The organism is Vallitalea longa (genome assembly GCF_027923465.1).
Taxonomy (GTDB): Bacteria; Bacillota; Clostridia; order Lachnospirales; family Vallitaleaceae; genus Vallitalea; species Vallitalea longa.
The window spans coordinates 179,915-199,874 of sequence record NZ_BRLB01000003.1; the positions used below are offsets into that span (position 1 = coordinate 179,915).

Sequence of the window (19,960 nt, forward strand, 5' to 3'; positions counted from 1 at the left end):
GTGTAGCAACCCCTTTATTAATACAATTAATGCAGAAAGATAATTGATATGATACAAATATGAGGATTATAAAATGAAAACATATAAGTATGATTTAAATGATGTAACAGATATTAATGATTTGGATTCTGTATACTTGGAAAAAGAAAATAATGAATGTACAGTTGTCATTAATATGGATTATCAAGCAGCTTATGGTATGGGAGAAAGATTCAATCATATTAATCAGAAAGGTTTAACTGTACAATCACATGTATATGAAAAATTTTGTAATCAAGATAAAATCAGTTATTGTCCTATTCCTTTTTTCTTCACCAATACAGGATTAGGAGTTTATGTGGATTCATGGGTAATAAATGAATTTGAATTTGCTGATACAATAAAGATTACGATTAATAGAGATAGTTTAGATGTATTTCCAGAAATATATTTTTTCCTTGGCGAACCTAAAGATATCATCATGGAATATGTGAAGTTAACTGGCAAACCTTCAATTATACCAAAATGGAGTTTCGGTTCATGGATATCAGCCAATAGATGGAACAAATATGAATTAGTAGAAGAGCAGATCGGTTTACTAGAAAAATATAGGTTCCCTGCCAATGTCATGGTTCTTGAAGCATGGAGTGACGAAGCTACTTTTTATAGATGGAACGAAAATGGTGAATGGAAAAGCCCTAAAGAAATGATTGATAAACTTCATGAACGAGGGATCAAATTATTATTGTGGCAATGTCCAGTTATAAAAAAAATGTATGAGGGAGAATCACATAGAATCAATAATGAAGATTGGGAATATGTTAAGCAGAATAATTTATGCTTGAAAAATTCAGATGGAAGTCCATATATTATTCCAGAGGGACATTGGTTCAGTGGGTCAATGATTCCGGATTTCACTAATCCAGGAACAATAAAATGGTGGTTTTCTAAAAGACAACATCTATTAGATATAGGAGTAGATGGATTTAAAACAGATGGTGGAGAATTTGTCTATGATGATGATATACAAGCTCATAATGGTATGAAAGGTATTGAATTGAAAAATGCTTATGCATCTAGTTATGTACAAGCTTATCATGATTTTATAGGCAAAGACAGAATATTATTCAGCAGAGCTGGCTATAAAGGACAACAAAATTTTCCGATACAATGGGCTGGTGATCAGCAATCTACTTGGGATGAATTTCGTCATATTATAATTGCTGGAATATCATTAGGTATAAGTGGAGTTCCTTTTTGGGGTTTTGATATTGCTGGATTCGCAGGAGAACTTCCATCCATTGAACTGTATGAAAGAGCAACACAGTTAGCTGTATTCACACCTATAATGCAATGGCACTCAGAACCATTAGGTGGCCAATTTTCAGAAATAATGCCTAGTACAAAAGATAATAATGATAGAAGTCCGTGGAATATGGCTGCATGCTATCAAGATGAAGACTTGATAGATAGGTTAAGATATCATTATAATCTAAGAACGAATTTATTACCTTACATATATAATCAAGCAATAAACTCCTGTGATGATGGTGTTCCAATGATGAAACATCTAGTTTTAGAGTATCCAGACGATGAGTCGGTATATGATATTGAAGATTGTTTCATGCTTGGGGATATTTTAATTGCTCCTGTAATAACTGAAGGCAAGACAGATAGAGAGGTATATCTACCAGATGGTATATGGACTAATCTTTGGAGTGGTGAAATATTAAAAGGAAACAAAAAATATCAAATCCATTGTGGAAAAGAACGAATTCCGGTTTTTGCACGTAATGGAGCATGTATTGCCTTGAATTTAGGTGAAGACAGGAAATTAGGTAGTTATGTTGGTAATAGTACGAAAAGTTATAATCAATTATGTTTCTACATAGTTGGTAATGAAGGAGAATATTGTTTTCATGATGATCTAGGAAATAAAATAATTATAACTTGGAAAGATGATATCCATAAGGCAAAAGTTCTATCTGGAAATATTAGATTTGATATTATTAAGAATATATAATATATTTATAAAATATAGAAAGCATGAATTTAGAAACTCTATAGAATGTATCGGTTTGGTGAAAATCAAATCGATACATTTTTGATGTAATAATACAGAGACGTCATCAGCAAAATAACTACAAAACCCTTTTGTCATCTCTTGACATATGTAAGGTTTGGCGGTAGACTATATGCAAAGTATTTCGTTTTTTTGCATTTTGACAAAATTATTATTTATATATTATAATGATTGTTGATTATTAACAAACCTTGGATGCTGTGAATTGTTAATACCAAAATGTATGAATATCAATTGAAGGGGAAAAGATATATGACTATAAGAGATATTGCTAATGCTGTTGGAGTAACGCCTACTACAGTTTCCAATGTTATTAATGGAAATTATAAAAAAGTTTCACAAAAGACTATTGACAAAGTTCAAAAAGTCATAAAAGAAACAGGTTATATACCTAATAAAAATGCTAGAGCGCTTGTAAAGAATTCTTCTAAGATAATAGGTGTGATATTTCCAAAAACCATAGAGGGGTTTATGCAGAATCCATTTCATTCTCAGATTTTGACAGGCATTGAAAAAGTTATAAGTGCTAAAGAATATTACCTTATGATAAAATCTATAGATACATATGAAGATATGTATCAGCTAATGCAGAATTGGAGTGTTGATGGTTTCGTAATACTTAGCCTTATAGGGTATCAGCTTCCTAAGTTAGAAAAATTTAAAGACGTTCCAGTAGTTTTTATAGATACTTATTATGAAGAATTGAAATACATCAATATTGGGTCAGAAGACTACGAAGGTGAGTATAATGCAGCAGACTATTTGTTGGAGATGGGACACGAATCAATAGGTTTCATATCTTATCATATAGATTACCCCAGTGTTATTAGTATGAGACTGAATGGGTTCAAAGATGCATTAAAGAACAAAGGGATTCCTTTCAATCATTCAAATGATGTATTAGAAATAGAAGAAATCAATTTTGATGATGCTGAATGTAGTAATAGAATTCTTGATTTTGTAAAGAATAAAACAGGTATATGTGTCAGTGCTGATATTCTTGCTATAGAAATAATGGAAGTGTTAAAAGATAACGGATATAGTATTCCTGACGATATTTCTATTATTGGTTTTGATAATGTATATTTATCTAAACTTGTTAATCCTAAACTTACAACCATAAATCAAGATATCATAGAAAAAGGTAATATAGCAGCAGAGAAATTAATAAATATGATTGAAAAAAAGAATAATAAAGAGCCAAACATTAAGATTCCAACAAATCTTGTTATAAGAGATTCAGTAAAAAAAATTAATCAATAAATAATATTAACGATGAAAAATGATATTAAGGTAATCAAACTAGGAATTTACAAAATGAATTGGAGGATACAACAAGATGGAACGAATAAAAAATTTTTTTGATAAACATTGGAGAGCTGTAGTTATAGTTATTGCTGTAATATATATGGGAATAGGTTTATTTCAGCTTATTACAGGTAAAGAACTAGACCCATCTACCTCGAAAAGTGTAGGAACAGTCTTGATGATGTTGGCATTAGCAATATTCCTCTATGGAAAAAGAACAGAAAGAATGGAAATGGAAGAGAAAAAAGCACTAGAAGAAAAAGAAAGAGAAGAAGAAATAAAATAAGTCATTGACAAGGATAATATATCATTATATAATGAAAACAAAGTTACTAAAACGTTTACTCTAATATAACTTTAATCATTATTTAATGATATATTTTTGTGTTCAATTTATTTTAGGAGTTGGAATTATGAAAGTTACTATAAAAGATATAGCCGAGATAGCAAATGTATCTGTTGCTACTGTTTCAAGAGTTGTAAATAATAAAAGTAAAGGTGTAGGAGAAGAAACAAGAAAAAGAATTCTTGAACTTATTGACCAATATGATTTTCAACCAAGTGCAGTTGCAAGAGGATTAGTAACCAAAAAATCCAAAATAATAGGATTGATCATTCCAGATTTGACTAATCCATTTTATCCTAAGATGACAAAAGGAATAGAAGATGTAGCGCATGAACATGGATATAATATCATATTATGCGATGGTAATAATTCAAAAGAAAAAGAAGCTGCTTATTTAGATTTTCTTAATGAACATTATGTATGTGGAATAATATATAATAACTTTCATACCATAAGCAATACCATATTGAATAAGATAATGAAAAGTTCTCTACCATTAGTATTCATTGATTCCAAACCGGAAACAAAAAGATGCAAATGTGTTTATCTTGACAATAGAAAAGCTATGTATGAATTAGTTGAATATCTTATACTCAATGGGCATAGAAAAATCGCTTTTATAACGGGACCTTTAGACAGCTACTCCACTAATGAACGATACAAAGGATATATCAATGCTCTATCCGACTATGATATGCCTATTGATTCTGACCTAATAGTTCAAGGTGACTATATTATAAAAGATGGTTATAATGCAGTTGGAAAACTATTTAGTCAGACAAAAGATTTTACAGTAATAGCATGCTGCAATGATCTTATGGCTATAGGAGCAATGGAAAAATTAGAAGATATGGGAATTGATGTTCCAGAAGACATATCAGTTGTTGGATTCGATGATATAGATATCGCTAGTTTAGTTAGACCTAAGTTGACAACTGTTGCCCAACCGATACATGAAATGGGAAGAGAAGCGGCTAACATGATAATTAATATTATTGAAGGCAGAAGTAATAAAATACAAGATAATATTATATTCAAGCCTAATCTGGTAATTAGAGATTCCGTTAAAAAAATAAATTAAACATTGAAATAGTCTTTTAATAACAAGTAGTAAAGACCTTATTGAAAGATTTACTTATAGGCACAACTAAAACGTTTACTCTAAACCTATTATTTATTTTTTGGGGATAACGTAAACGTTTTCCCAATATAAATGTAACAAGTGAATTATTTTTTTATACTTAACGTAAACGTTTTAGTAGAAAATGATAAGGAGGATTATAATGAACAACTTGGTATTTCAAAAAAATAGAGATCTGGATTTAATAGCACTAGGGCGTCTTGCAGTAGATTTGAATGCTAATGAGATGGGTCCTATGGAAGAAACATCTACATTTTCTAAATATTTAGGAGGTTCTCCAGCTAATATATGTATAGCTGTATCAAGGTTGGGACTAAAATCAGGATTTATTGGAAGAGTCGCTGATGATCAATTCGGGCGTTTTATTATTAATTATCTAAAGGATAGTGGCATCGACTATTCTAATGTCACTGTAGATGAATCAGGTGCCAAAACTGGTCTTACATTCACGGAAATCAAATCACCAACAGATTGCAGTATTTTAATGTATCGTTATAATGCTGTTGATCTTAAATTTGATATATGTGATGTAAAAGAGGAGTATATCAAAAGGTCAAAAGCAATACTTATATCAGGAACCGCTCTAGCTGCTAGTCCATCTAGAGAAGCAGTATTTGCGGCAGTAGAACTTGCAAGAAAGCATAAGACAGTAGTCTTTTTTGATATAGATTATCGCCCATATACTTGGAAATCAGTTGAAGAAACTGCTATATATTATAGCTTGTTGGCTGAAAGATGTGATGTAATCATAGGAACTAGAGAAGAATTTGATATGCTTGAGATGATTTCTGATCCTGATAATGAAGATGATGATGTTACGGCTAACAAATGGTTCGATTACAATGCAAAAATAATGGTCATAAAACATGGAAAAGAAGGTTCATATGCTTATACAGCAGAAGGAAAAAAATATACAGGAGCAGTTTTTCCTGTAATACCTGTTAAGACATTTGGTGCAGGAGATTCTTATGCAGGTGGATTCATATATGGATTAATGCAAGGATATGATCCAGGAAAAGCTATGGAATTAGGTGCAGCTTCAGCTTCCATTGTTGTATCAAGTCACAGTTGTTCAGATGCTATGCCAGATATTAATAAGATACATAGATTCATAAAGCAATATGATGGTGAAAAATCTTATGATGTAAAGAATATATAATTAGGGAGGAATTACATAATGTCAGATGCAAAAAATGATATAAACAAATTAATAATTCGTGCTAGAGAGGCACAAAAAGTAGCAGAAAATTTTACACAAGAGAAGGTTAATGAATTAATAAAAGCGATAGCATGGGATATCGTTCAAGAAGAAACAGCTAAAGAGATAGCAGGAATGGCAGTAGAAGAATCACAACTTGGTAACTATGAAGGCAAATATTCTAAATTGATGAAAAAAGTCCGTGGATCTCTAAGAGACATGAAAGATGGTAAATCAGTGGGAGTTATAGAAAGAATACCAGAAAAAGGACTTATCAAATTTGCAAAACCTGTAGGAGTCATAGGAGCTTTAGTTCCATGTACTAACCCAGAGGCGACACCAGTAATTAAAGCAATGAATGCAATAAAAGGCAGAAATGCCATTGTATTTGCACCACATCCTCGTACTAAAAAAACCAATAAGCATATTGTGGATATCATGAGACAGACTCTCAAAAGATATAAAGTTCCAGAAGATTTGATTATCACAATAGAAGAACCTTCTTTGGAGTTGAGTAATGAACTTATGAAACAATGTGACTTAGTTGTCGCTACTGGAGGTTCGGGAATGGTTAAATCAGCTTATTCTTCAGGTACTCCAGCATATGGCGTTGGAGCAGGTAACGCAGTTGTAATAGTTGACGAAACAGCTGACTTGAAAGATGCGGCTCATAAAATCAAGTTAAGTAAAACTTATGATTATGCTACTAGCTGTTCATCTGAGAATTCTTTGGTAATCGTTGAAAGCGTATATGATGAAATGGTATCTAATCTAATAGATGAAGGAGGATACCTAGCTAAAAAAGAAGAAAAGGTTGAACTACAGAATGCCATGTGGCAGGAAGGAAAACTTAATCGTAAAATAGTTGCACAACCAGCAAATAAAATCGCTGATATTGCAGGTATCGACATAACTGATGATAAGGAATTCATTATGGTTGAAGAAAATGGTGTAGGAGCAGATTATCCATTTTCTGGAGAAAAAATGTCAGTAGTAGTTTCTCTATATAAAGTAAAAGATTTCAATGAAGCAGTTGACAAGGTAAATGAAATAACTGGTTATCAAGGAACAGGACATTCATGTGGTATACATACAAAAGAAGATAGTCGTATTGAGATATTGGGTAATAAAGTAAAAGTAAGCCGTATTATGGTTAGACAGCCACAATGTTATGCTAACAGTGGCAATTGGGAGAATGGAATGCCATTTACATTAACCCTAGGATGCGGTACTTGGGGAGGTAATATCGCTTCTGAAAATATAACTTGGAAACATTATATTAACGTAACGTGGGTATCCACACCAATAAAAGAAGTGATACCTACTGATTATGAGTTGTTTGGCGATTTGGCTAAATAAGGTGAAAAGGAGTACATAGATGTTAGTAAATATGAAGGAGATTTTAATGGGGGTAGCTGACAGCAATACAGCTGTTCCAGGATTCAATGTTTACGGTTATGAAGATGCAATGATGGTCATAGAGGTAGCAAATAAGTTAAATGCACCTGCAATATTAATGAGTAATAAAGATGCAGTTTTACATATGGATGTTAAATGTCAAGCCGCACTTTATAGAGCTATAAGTGAAAATCATAATATACCCATAAGTATTCATCTTGACCACGCTGGCAGTTACGAATTATGTGTTAAAGCTATAGCTGCAGGATTTACGTCAGTTATGTATGACGGTTCTCAATTGCCTATTGAAGAAAATATTACAAGAACAAAAGAAGTTGTTAGACTTGCTCATTCATGCGGTGTTTCAGTCGAAGCTGAAATAGGTTCAGTAGGTTATGATGACCCATCTATAAATGCAAAAGCAATTTACACCAATCCACAAGAAGCTAAAATATTTGCAGAAGAAACAGGTGTAGATGCTTTAGCGGTAGCGGTAGGAACACTACATAGAATGCAAAAACAAACAGCTGAAATTCAATATGAACTACTAGAAGAAATACAGAGTATAACCAGTGTACCACTAGTTATACATGGTTCAACAGGACTTGCTGATAGAGATCTAACTAAATTATCAACTTATCATGTGGGTAAAGTCAATATAGGAACAGCTCTTAGAATGGCATTTGGGAATACATTGAGAAAAGAAATAAATAATCATAAAAATGAAATTGACAGGATCAAACTTTTTGAAGAACCAATGAGACAAGTAAAAGAAGTAGTACTCAATAAATACAAACTTTTGGGATGGTAATTAGTAATAATTATTGTTAATACAAGAAGGGAATGTTATAGATGGTTGTTCGTAGGGAAAAAGAATATGAATACGGTTATAACCCTATTACTGAATTAGAAGGTAAACATAGTGAAATGAAAATGGATATGGGGATTATTAGAGTTAAAGAAGATTATGTATATGAAAATGCAGAACCAAAAGAAAGAGCGATTCTATTGATTAATGGGAATATCAAGTTTCAATGGGATGATAAAGAAGCAATTGTAAAAAGAGATAGTTGCTTTGATGAAAATCCCATATGCCTACACATGCCAAAAGATAAAAAAGTAATTATTACTGGATTATCAGAATCTGAGTTATGCTATGAAGCGGTTTGCAATGACAATGTTTTTGATACTAAGCTATACGAGGGTGAAGATTGTAATAGTGATGTTTTTGGTAAAGATACTCTTTCAAATACTTCAATCAGAACTGTTAGAACCATTATTGATGATGATATAGCTCCTTATTCTAACTTAGTTATAGGGGAAGTTATTAATCATCCTGGCAAATGGTCTTCTTATCCACCTCATTATCATGTACAGCCTGAAGTATATTACTACAAATTCTTACCTGATAGCGGATTCGGATTCAGTTTAATAGGAGATGAGGTCAGTAAAGTAGAAAATAGAAGTGTTTCTTTAGTTACTAGTAATGTAGTCCATCCACAATGTTCTGCCCCTGGTTATGCAATGTATTATGTATGGATGATACCACATTTAAAAGAAAAACGATGGCTGAAAGACAGAATTTTTGAAGATAAACATAAATGGTTATGTGAAAAAGATGCTAAAATCTGGTATCAAAAATAAATAAATGAGGAGGAAGGTAAATGGAAACTATTCGTTTAACTATGGCTCAAGCTATAGTTAGATTCCTTAATAATCAATATATAGTTTTTGATGGAAAAGAGCAAAAATTCATTAAAGGTTTTTTTACTATATTCGGTCATGGTAATGTATTAGGTCTTGGTCAGGCGCTTGAACAAGATAGGGGAGATTTAGAAGTTCATCAAGGTCGAAATGAACAAGGAATGGTGCATACGGCAATAGGCTATGCAAAACAGAAACATAGAAGACAAATCTATGCTTGTACTTCTTCCATAGGACCTGGTGCCGCTAACATGGTAACAGGAGCTGCTACTGCTACGGCTAATAGAATACCAGTATTATTATTTCCTGGTGATACATATGCTTGTAGACAACCTGACCCTGTTCTTCAACAGGTTGAACAATTTCATGATCTTACACTTACTACAAATGATGCTTATAAGGCAGTAAGTAAATATTTTGATAGGATATACAGACCTGAACAGATAATGTTTTCTTTGATTAACGCTATGCGTGTTTTGACAGACCCAGCTGAGACAGGTGCTGTAACTATAGCAATTCCTCAAGATGTTCAGGGAGAATCCTATGATTATCCAATTAGTTTTTTTAATAAGCGTATACATAGGATTGAAAGAAGAATTCCTACAGAAGGTATGATTAATGATGCATTCAATATCATAAAAAATAAGAAAAAACCATTTATCATATGCGGTGGAGGGGTTAGATATTCCGAAGCAGGTGATGCATTAAAAGAATTTGCCGAGAGATTTAACATACCTTTTGGAGAGACACAAGCAGGTAAAAGTACAGTTACATGGGATTATCCATTGAATATGGGAGGTATAGGAACAACAGGTAATCTTGCATCAAATGTTTTAGCGAAAGAAGCCGATCTGATTATTGGTGTTGGAACTAGATATACCGACTTTACAACTGCTTCCAAATGGTTGTTTCAGAATCCAGAAGTTGAATTCCTTAATATCAATGTAGCTTCATTTGATGCATGTAAGTTAGATGGAGTGAAAGTAGTTGCTGATGCAAAGACCTCTTTGGAGATATTGACAATAAGATTACAGAAGGAAAAGTATAAATCAGCTTATACCAATGAGATAAGAGATATCAAAGATAAATGGAATAATGAAGTGAATCGTTTATTTAATGTTAAGTATGAGGATAAATTTATACCTGAGATACGAGGACATCTTGATGACAAATTAGAAGAGTATAAGGATATACAACAATCTAGTTTGACACAAACAAGAGTATTAGGTGTACTGGATGATATTCTAGATGACAGTTCAATCATTGTGGGTGCATCAGGAAGTTTGCCAGGTGATTTACAAAGGGTATGGAGACCGAAAGAGCCTGACACTTATCATATGGAATATGGTTATTCCTGTATGGGTTATGAAGTCAACGCTTCACTTGGTGTGAAACTAGCTCAACCAGAAAGAGAAGTCTATGCAATGGTTGGAGACGGTTCATATATGATGCTTCATTCAGAACTTGTCACATCGATACAAGAAGGTGCTAAGATCAATATTCTACTATTTGATAATATGGAATTCGGTTGTATAAATAATCTACAGATGAGTAATGGAATGAGAAGTTTCGGTACAGAAATGCGTCATAGAAATGATAAGACAGGATTATTGGATGGAAAACTCATTAAAATTGATTTCGCTATGAATGCAGCCTCATATGGATGCAAAACATATACTGTCAGAACAGAGGAAGACTTAGTATCTGCTATAAATGATGCCAAGAAACAGGATGTATCAACTTTAATTGATATTAAAGTTCTACCAAAAACTATGACTGATGGTTATGAATCATTCTGGCGTGTGGGAAATGCTGAAGTTGCAGAAAAAGAAAGCATTATAAATGCTACAGAAGAATTAAAGAAAAGAATCGACGAAGCTAGAAGATATTAATCATATTCAATAAATAAATTATGAGAGAAGGCTGAAAAATTGGATAGAAATAAAGTGAAATTAGGCATAGCTCCCATTGCGTGGACTAATGACGATATGCCTGAACTTGGCTCAGAAAATACTTTTGAACAGTGTATAAGTGAAATGGCGTTAGCAGGGTTTACAGGTAGTGAAATAGGAAATAAATATCCAAAAGATCCGAAAATACTAAAACAATATCTTGACCCAAGAGGCATAAGCATATGTAATGCATGGTTTTCAACTCTTTTTACTTCAGAACCAGAAGAGGTTACAATTAATAATTTCATTAAACAAAGAGATTTCTTGTATGCTCTAGGAGCTAAAATGATTGGTTGTTCTGAACAAGGAAATAGTATTCAAGGAACAAAAAAAGCAATATTCTATGCTAAACCGGTATTTACAGAAGAAGAATGGATGAAAGTTACAAAAGGTATGAATAAACTAGCTGAATTAGCTGCTGAAAAAGGAATGAAAGTATCTTATCATCATCATATGGGAACAGGTGTACAAACTCCTGAAGAAGTTGACAAGTTCATGAATATGACTAATGATAATGTGTATTTATTATTTGATTCAGGGCATTTAGCTTATTCAGAGTTAAGTTCAAAAGCTTGTTATGACGTATTGGATAAACATATAAAAAGAGTGGCACATGTTCATCTGAAAGATGTTCGTATGGAAATAGTTAATGAAGTCAAGAAAAATAGATTGAGCTTTCTAGAAGGGGTCAAAATGGGAGTATTTACAGTACCAGGAGATGGAATAATTGATTTTCAGCCTATTTTTAAGATATTGGAAGATAGTGATTATGAAGGTTGGATGGTAGTTGAAGCTGAACAGGACCCTTCAAAAGCTAATCCTTTTGAATATGCATTAAAAGCTAGAAAATATATTAAGAAAAACACAGGGATTTAATTACTTATTATAATGGAGGATACATATATGGAAAAAATAAATGTCGGTATTATTGGTGTTGGGAGAATTGGAAGACTTCATGCAAAGAGTATAACTTACAATATACCTGATGCAGTTATCAAATCAGTATCAGATATCAAATTAGATGGTGTGAATGAGTGGGCTGAAAGTTTAGGTATTAAAAACGTATATGATGATTATCACAAAATAATTGAAGATAAGGAAATAGATGCAGTACTTGTATGTTCGTCAACAGATACTCATGCTCAGATTTCAATAGAAGCTATAGAAGCAGGGAAACATGTTTTCTGTGAAAAACCAATAGATTATGATTTGGATAGAATCTCAAAAGTATTAACAGCAGTAAAAAAATCAGGTGTTAAGTTTCAAGTTGGTTTCAATAGAAGATTTGACCATAACTTCAACAGGATAAATCAAATTACAAAAGATGGTGTTATAGGTGAACCTCATATCATTAAAATCACATCAAGAGATCCTGAACCACCACCAATTGAATATGTAAAAGTATCTGGAGGACTGTTCTTCGATATGACCATCCATGATTTTGATATGGCTAGATTTCAAGCAGGAAGTGAAGCTAGTGAAGTTTTTGCAGTGGGAGCAAGCTTAGTCGATAAGAAAATCGGAGAAGCAGGTGATGTTGATACAGCAGTAGTAACTATCAAATTTCAAAATGGTGCTATAGCAGTAATTGATAACAGTAGAAAAGCTGTTTATGGATACGACCAGAGAGTTGAAGTATTTGGTTCAAAAGGTTCTATTGAGGCAAAAAATGATACTGAAACCAATACAATATTAAGGACTGAGCAGGCAGTTTCAAAAGACAAGCCATTATACTTCTTTTTAGAAAGATATATGAAATCATTTATAAATGAAATGAAAGAGTTTTTTGAAGCTATAAAAAATGATACAGAAACACCTGTAAAAGGAATTGACGGATTAAATGCAGTTATAATTGCAATGGCAGCTAAGAAATCTCTGGAAGAAGGAAGACCTATCAAAATATCTGAAATAGTATAGTTGCTATGAATTTGATTACATGATATTTACTTCCAGGGAGGTGAAATAATGACAAATATGCAAATGAGTATACAGGAAATGTACAAGCGTAAAAACAAGCTACTAGAAGGTGGAGGGAGAACAAAAATAGAGAAACAGCATAATTCCGGGAAAATGACAGCAAGAGAAAGAATCGATATGCTTCTTGATGCTAATAGTTTTGTAGAAATAGGAGCTTATATGAAACATAGATCAACTGATTTTGGACTTGATGAAGTAGAAATACCGGGTGATGGTGTTGTAACTGGTTATGGTACTATCGACAGCAGTTTGGTATATGTATACGCACAAGATTTTACAGTAATGGGTGGTTCTCTAGGTGAGGTACATGCTCAAAAAATATGCAAAGTAATGGATATGGCTCTTAAAACAGGTGCTCCTATAATAGGAATCAATGATTCTGGTGGAGCTAGAGTTCAAGAAGGAATAGATGCTCTAGGAGGTTTTGGAGAGATATTTTATAGAAATACAAAAGCGTCAGGTATAATTCCACAAATATCAGTAATAATGGGGCCTTGTGCAGGAGGAGCTGTTTATTCACCAGCTATAACTGATTTTGTATTTATGGTGGATAATACAAGTCAAATGTTTATTACAGGACCGGAAGTAATAAAAACGGTAACAGGTGAAGAAATAACCAAGGAAGAGCTTGGAGGAGCAAATGTTCATGCAAGCAAAAGTGGTGTAGCACATTTCCATTATGCTGATGAATCAGAATGTATAAAGGAAATCAGAAAGTTAATCAATTATCTGCCTTCGAATTATTTAGAGGAACCTATAGAAACTAATGTAATAGATGATCCTAATAGAAAATCATCAAGAATTATGGATATCATACCTGAAACTCCAACTAAAGCTTATGATATGAAGTTAATTATTAATGAGATAATAGATAAAGATAGTTTTATAGAGGTACATAAAAATTACGCTCAGAATATAGTAGTAGGTTTTGCCAAAATGAATAATGAGACAGTTGGTATTATAGCCAATCAACCACAATTCCTTGCGGGAGCACTAGATGTTGATGCTTCTGATAAAGCGGCAAGATTTATTAGATTTCTTGATAGTTTTAATATACCTATTGTCACGTTGACAGATGTTCCCGGGTATTTTCCAGGGGTTAAACAGGAACATAATGGAATCATAAGGCATGGAGCTAAACTACTATATGCGTATTGTGAAGCAACAGTACCTAAGATTAATGTCATATTAAGAAAAGCATATGGGGGAGCTTATATAGCTATGAGCAGTAAACACCTTGGAGCAGATATAGTTTTCGCTTGGCCTACTGCTGAGATTGCTGTTATGGGGGCACAAGGTGCAGCTAATATCATTTTTAGGAAAGATATAAAAAAAGCAGAAGACCCTGATGGGATGCGACAACAAAAGGTTAATGAGTATAGAGAGAATTTTGCCAATCCATATGTTGCAGCTTCTAGGGGTTATGTTGATGCAGTTATCGAACCTATGATGACAAGACCTTATATAATATCGGCATTACAGTCATTTAGAAGTAAACGTGTAGAAAAGATTAATAAGAAACATGGGAATATACCTTTGTAAAATTATTCATTTCGTACCTATGTCTTATGTAACAATAAAAATGAATCATATTGTATTATTAGATTAGAAGTAAGAGATTTCATACTAATATATGTTTTTTGCGGCATTATTAGTATATCTCTTACTTCTTATATTTTATACTGTATATAAGTAGATATTATCAAAAAAGTTTTTGAAAGTTATTTGTTCTGTAATAGATTAATGGGTGGCATATATAAATTTATTTAAAAAATTAAGTTGAATAAATATATTAACATTAATTTTATAAGATGAATATTTGATATTATATATAAAAAAACAATTAATTTGCTGATATAACATAATATTATAAAAAATAAATTGATATTCTTGATAATAAGCTACTAATGTAATATAATTAACATATCATATGAAACAAGTGTAATATAATTATAGAAAGGCGGATATATTATGTCATTAAAACATGGACTTCTAGGATTATTACATTATGGATCAATGTCAGGATATGAACTGGATAAGTTCTTTAAAAGTTCTTTGAATTTTTTTTGGCAAGCAAATAGAAGTCAGATATATAGGGAATTAAATAAAATGGAAGATGAAGGATGGTTAACTTCCAAGATTGTTTTTCAAACAGAAAAACCTAATAAAAAGCTGTATACGATAACTGATGAAGGAAAAAATGAATTTGAAAAATGGTTGACTATTGATTGCGTTGATGATGCATTATTTACAAGAAACCCTTTATTATTAAAAACATTTTTCGCTGGGGAAAGAGGAGATGATGATAATATAAGAATGCTTGAAGATTTCAAGGAAAGATGTGAAAAAGAACTTATGAATATACAACAGGCTTGTAGAAGTAGATGCGAAAAGAATAAGGATGAAATTTATTGGAGTATCACTGCTGATTATGGAGAATATTATTATGACATGTGTATTAATTGGGCTAAGAATAGTATTAATAAATTGAAAGGAGAAAAAGAGTGAAAACATCAGTTTAAAATGGTAGTCCTAGAGGTAATAAGAGCAATACATTATTCTAATTTTGGGGGTGTAGCAATGAAAGTTATTGAAGTCAATAATTTAGTGAAAAAATATGGAGACCTAACAGCTGTAGATAATATTTCTTTTGCAGTTGATAAAGGAGATATATGTGCAATCCTTGGTCCCAACGGATCGGGAAAAACCACTACAATAAAAAGCATATGTAATTTGATTATCCCTGATTCAGGAGATATTAGACTTTATGGCAAGAGAAATGTAAAATCCATAGATAAAGTGGCAGCGCTTTTTGAAGGAACTAGAAATCTATATTGGAGATTGACGCCTAGAGAGAATTTAAGATATTTTGCAGGAATAAGAGGTTTAGGTGGCAAGAAAGTCGAAGATAAAATCGATAGTCTCCTTGATGACTTTGATTTATCAGATAAGAAAGATACGGTAGTCAATAATTTATCAAGAGGTATGAAGCAAAAAGTAGCAATAGCCATGGCATTAATATGTGATACAGAGATAGTCATTCTAGATGAACCTACTCTTGGGCTAGATGTCAAAAGCTTTATGGAAATAAAAAACATACTTAAGTATATAGCTAACAATATGAAGAAAACGGTACTTCTATGTACCCATGATATGAATTTGGTTGAAGAAGTATGTAATGATGTCGTCATATTGAATAATGGAAAAATAGTAGTTCATGATACGATGAGCAATCTTCTGGATATGTTTAAAAGCATGACTTACGAAATAAATTTACAACATACTATTAACGAACAAGAAAAAATCTGCTTATCTAAGTTAGATTATGAATTATATCTTGTCAACGAAGGAAACTCTTTAGAAATCGATATACTAGATATTAGGGATATATATGACATAATAGATAGCTTAAAGCAAAATAAAATATTGATAAAAGAATTTAAACAGAAAAACGTTAACTTCGAAAGAGTTTATTTGAATCTTACTAGTGAGGTGAATGATTGATTATGAAGATATTTTATTTAGTGAAAGTGTCCATAGAAAAATCTTTTAAAGAGCTGATTAGATATAAATTCAATACCATTGCTAACATATTGAGTCTATACGTACTTTTTATTGCCATGTTTTATGGAGTGAAAGTGTTTGGAAATTATATGAATGTAAGTCCTATAGAGTTGGGAGAAACAATGGAAGGCTTCGTTATTGGTTATTTCCTTTGGACCATAATGCTAATGGTTTATGAAAATATAGCCTACAGTATAAGTAAGGATGCCAATACAGGTACCTTAGAGCAAATTAGTATGACTGATATGGGGTTTAGAAAGATATTGATAGTTAGAAGTATTTGCGATTTGGTAATCAATCTGATAGTTTCTTTTATCATTTTAGTATTTATCATGGCAACAACAGGATATCAACTTAATATCAATGTGGGACCGTTGCTACTCTTAATTATTTTAGGTATATTCAGTATGTTTGGTATTAGTCTGATTTTTGGAGGGTTAGCTCTTATTTTTAAAAAGGTGCAATCATTCTTAAATATAATTCAATATTTTTTCATTGCTATATTAGTTCCAACTAAAAGCATGATAGGAGAGGTGGGGATATCATTGATTCCATTCAGACCAGCTATAGATAAAGTATATGATATAACTTTGGGTGGACAGAAGTTATACGATTTTCCTATTTCTGATTACATAATATTAATTGCTAATTCAGCTATTTATTTTATTATCGGGTTAATAGTTTTTGAAAAATGTAGTAAAGTTGCTAGAAAAAAAGGTTTATTAGGACAATATTAAAATTCTTATTATTATAAATCTAAGTATTTTATTTGTTGAATTTTATAATATAATCTAAAAGGTTTTCTTAATATATTGATAGAAAATAATGCATTAAGAAAACTTTTGTCGTAAAAAGAAGAAAATTCTAACTTGACAAACTATATATTATTAAGTTAGTATAATCATATATATAAGACAATAAACAAAATAATTATAAAATACATTGCAAATATATCTTATATAAGTATAAATTTTAAACATTTTAATTTGTTTTGCTTTTGGTTTATATAATAAATATGAATTGAATATGAAAAAAAAACATACAATTTAATAGCTACATATTTTTATATGTCTCAACGTAATTATTAACTTTCTATATAACAGCAATAATCTTATATTGGCATATCATTATACAATATATTTAATTAACCTATCATCAGGTTTGATTACTAAACTTAATCTAACATATTAACATATCAAAATATATCTTAATATAGTATATCTTAATACTTGAATTTCAGCTTAATAACATATCATAAAAAATAAAATACCCAATTTTTCTTAAAAGGCACATTAAAATACTTTTCGATTAAAATTTAATTTACTCCATAAGGTGACATTTATAGATCTTTATTTACAAATATATCTAATAATGTCGTTTTTTATCAGTATTAGAATGTTTTAACTTACGCTTGATATTTTTGGTTTTAATGTATAGGGTGATATTTAATATTCATCTTATTCTTAAAATAAAAATTATAAAAAAGGGGAAATTAAAATGAAAAAATTTTTAACGTTGTTTCTAGTTTTGACTCTAATTGTTTCATTTACAGCATGTAGTAAAAAAGCTGAAGAAACTGATACAGACCCAAATAATGATGTTGAAGTTGAAGAAAATGATGATGGTCAAGATGTTGAGGAGGAAGAAGAGGAAGAAGAAGAAGGATGGAATCCTTCAGGTCATGTAACTATTGGAACTCCTAACTATAATGGCTTTTTTATCAATGGTTGGGGTAATAATGCTTATGATGGTAACATACGTCAATTAGTATTTGGTGGTGCTAGTACTTCACCTGCAGGATTAATGACTAGTACTGAAGATGGACAGATTGTAGAAAATTCAATTGTTGAATCTAGAGAGAAAAGCGACGATGGAATAGTTCACACATTCAAACTTAAACCAGATTTAGTATATTCAGATGGTACTCCATTAACTGCTGATGATGTAATATTTACATATGATTTTTATATGAATGCCGAAGATATAACAGCTGCAGGTGGTACTTCTAGTCTACATGAATATGTTGATAAAGTAGAAAAAATTGATGATTTGACTGTTAAGTTCACCTTAAAAGCGAAATATTATGCTACTGATAGTCTCGTGTTTATTGTAAATATATTATGTGAAGAATGGGCTATGAAAGATAAACCAGCAGACAAAACAATTCAGCAACATGTAAAAGATAGTATAATTAGTAATCCTATAGGTTATGGTCCATATAAGATTGTTGAGTATAAAGAAGGGCAATATGTTAAACTTACAGTTAACGAGAATTATATTGGAAATTATGAAGGGATAAAACCTGAAATTAAAGACATTATTGCAAAAGTTGTTTCTGATGAAACACAGCTTGATGAACTACTTACTGGAAGTATAGATATATTGCCAGGTGTAGTTGAAGCTGAAGAGATTGAAGCAGTAAAAGCAGATGATAATTTTGATTATTGTAATTATCCAAGGCAAGGTTATGGTCATCTTACATTCCATGCTGATTTTGGACCAGTAAGACATAAAGAAGTTCGCCAAGCTATAGCATACACAATTGATAGAGTAGTATTTCGTGAAGCATTTTTAGGTAAATATTCTCTAAGTACAGATGGACCTTACACTACAAATTATTGGATGATAGACGAAAAATGGGTTGACGATAACTTAACTAAGTATACATCTGATAAAGAAAAGGTTAATGAAATTTTATCAGCAGCAGGTTGGGCTAAAGGTTCAGATGGTATTTGGGCAAAAGATGGTGAAAAACTTGAAATAAAAGTTGCAGCAGGTTCTCAAGATTGGGCAGATACACTTAATCTTACAATGGGTAAAGCTGGTAAGGAATTTGGAATTAAATTTGATGTATCTTTTGTTGACTTTGCAATATTATTAGATCATTATTATGGTCAAGGATTAGCTGAAAACGAAAGAAAATATCATATGTATGCTTTAGCTACGACTCTTGATATAGTATATGATGGTTATGATAACTGGCACTCAGATAAAATTGTTGATCCATGGGGAAGTGGTGTTGGTACAAATACTTCTCGTTTTAACAATGATAAATGTGATGAGTTACTTCTCACTATGAGAACTGCAGAGAGTGATGAAGTATATAAGAATGCATATAGAGAATGGGTAATATTAATGAATGATGAAATGCCAGTATTACCACTATATTCTAATGATTATCATGATTTATATAGTAAGAGATTAAAAGGATTTAATACTAATGCAATATGGGGCTGGGTACCTGCATTACTTAAAACAACACTTAAATAATTTATATTAGCAAATATTGTAAAAGTCCCTATTTGTTTTA

At 31.5% G+C, this 19,960-nt stretch carries 16 protein-coding genes; all 16 read left to right on the forward strand.

Annotated features, from left to right (window positions below):
• The first annotated feature begins 73 nt into the window (after positions 1-73).
• Positions 74-2,002: a glycoside hydrolase family 31 protein gene (locus QMG30_RS08780; RefSeq protein ID WP_281814671.1), complete on the forward strand. Its 1,929-nt coding sequence runs from the start codon at positions 74-76 to the stop codon at positions 2,000-2,002.
• A gap of 312 nt (positions 2,003-2,314) precedes the next feature.
• The gene (locus QMG30_RS08785) at positions 2,315-3,325 is read left to right on the forward strand and encodes a LacI family DNA-binding transcriptional regulator (RefSeq protein WP_330680704.1); all 1,011 of its coding nucleotides are present in this window, start codon (positions 2,315-2,317) and stop codon (positions 3,323-3,325) included.
• A gap of 76 nt (positions 3,326-3,401) precedes the next feature.
• Entirely contained in the window at positions 3,402-3,656 is a 255-nt protein-coding gene (locus tag QMG30_RS08790) for a hypothetical protein (protein WP_281814676.1), read from the forward strand.
• Positions 3,657-3,783: 127 nt separating this feature from the next.
• Positions 3,784-4,797, forward strand: coding sequence for a LacI family DNA-binding transcriptional regulator (locus QMG30_RS08795; RefSeq protein WP_281814679.1), 1,014 nt, complete (start codon positions 3,784-3,786; stop codon positions 4,795-4,797).
• A gap of 202 nt (positions 4,798-4,999) precedes the next feature.
• Positions 5,000-6,016: a 5-dehydro-2-deoxygluconokinase gene (iolC, locus tag QMG30_RS08800; RefSeq protein ID WP_281814681.1), complete on the forward strand. Its 1,017-nt coding sequence runs from the start codon at positions 5,000-5,002 to the stop codon at positions 6,014-6,016.
• 18 nt (positions 6,017-6,034) lie between these two features.
• On the forward strand, positions 6,035-7,414 hold the full coding sequence (locus QMG30_RS08805) for an aldehyde dehydrogenase family protein (RefSeq protein ID WP_281814683.1): 1,380 nt from the start codon (positions 6,035-6,037) through the stop codon (positions 7,412-7,414).
• Positions 7,415-7,433: 19 nt separating this feature from the next.
• Positions 7,434-8,264 carry a class II fructose-bisphosphate aldolase gene (locus QMG30_RS08810; protein WP_281814686.1) on the forward strand — a complete coding sequence of 277 codons (831 nt, stop codon included), beginning with the start codon at positions 7,434-7,436 and terminating at the stop codon, positions 8,262-8,264.
• A 41-nt stretch (positions 8,265-8,305) separates the two neighbouring features.
• Positions 8,306-9,097 (forward strand): 5-deoxy-glucuronate isomerase, encoded by a 792-nt coding sequence (locus QMG30_RS08815; protein WP_281814687.1) that lies wholly within the window; start codon positions 8,306-8,308, stop codon positions 9,095-9,097.
• A 20-nt stretch (positions 9,098-9,117) separates the two neighbouring features.
• Positions 9,118-11,049: a 3D-(3,5/4)-trihydroxycyclohexane-1,2-dione acylhydrolase (decyclizing) gene (gene iolD, locus QMG30_RS08820; protein WP_281814690.1), complete on the forward strand. Its 1,932-nt coding sequence runs from the start codon at positions 9,118-9,120 to the stop codon at positions 11,047-11,049.
• A 39-nt stretch (positions 11,050-11,088) separates the two neighbouring features.
• On the forward strand, positions 11,089-11,985 hold the full coding sequence (gene iolE, locus QMG30_RS08825; protein ID WP_281814692.1) for a myo-inosose-2 dehydratase: 897 nt from the start codon (positions 11,089-11,091) through the stop codon (positions 11,983-11,985).
• Between the two features lie 27 nt (positions 11,986-12,012).
• Positions 12,013-13,026: an inositol 2-dehydrogenase gene (iolG, locus tag QMG30_RS08830; RefSeq protein ID WP_281814695.1), complete on the forward strand. Its 1,014-nt coding sequence runs from the start codon at positions 12,013-12,015 to the stop codon at positions 13,024-13,026.
• Positions 13,027-13,074: 48 nt separating this feature from the next.
• A complete protein-coding gene (locus QMG30_RS08835; protein WP_281814698.1) occupies positions 13,075-14,628 on the forward strand; it encodes an acyl-CoA carboxylase subunit beta in 1,554 nt (517 codons plus the stop codon).
• Positions 14,629-15,057: 429 nt separating this feature from the next.
• Positions 15,058-15,594, forward strand: coding sequence for a PadR family transcriptional regulator (locus QMG30_RS08840; RefSeq protein WP_281814701.1), 537 nt, complete (start codon positions 15,058-15,060; stop codon positions 15,592-15,594).
• Positions 15,595-15,666: 72 nt separating this feature from the next.
• Complete coding sequence (locus tag QMG30_RS08845) at positions 15,667-16,590, forward strand: ABC transporter ATP-binding protein (RefSeq protein WP_281814704.1); 924 nt, start codon at positions 15,667-15,669, stop codon at positions 16,588-16,590.
• Between the two features lie 2 nt (positions 16,591-16,592).
• On the forward strand, positions 16,593-17,387 hold the full coding sequence (locus tag QMG30_RS08850) for an ABC transporter permease (RefSeq protein WP_281814706.1): 795 nt from the start codon (positions 16,593-16,595) through the stop codon (positions 17,385-17,387).
• A 760-nt stretch (positions 17,388-18,147) separates the two neighbouring features.
• Positions 18,148-19,920 (forward strand): ABC transporter substrate-binding protein, encoded by a 1,773-nt coding sequence (locus QMG30_RS08855; protein WP_281814708.1) that lies wholly within the window; start codon positions 18,148-18,150, stop codon positions 19,918-19,920.
• Positions 19,921-19,960: the final 40 nt, after the last annotated feature.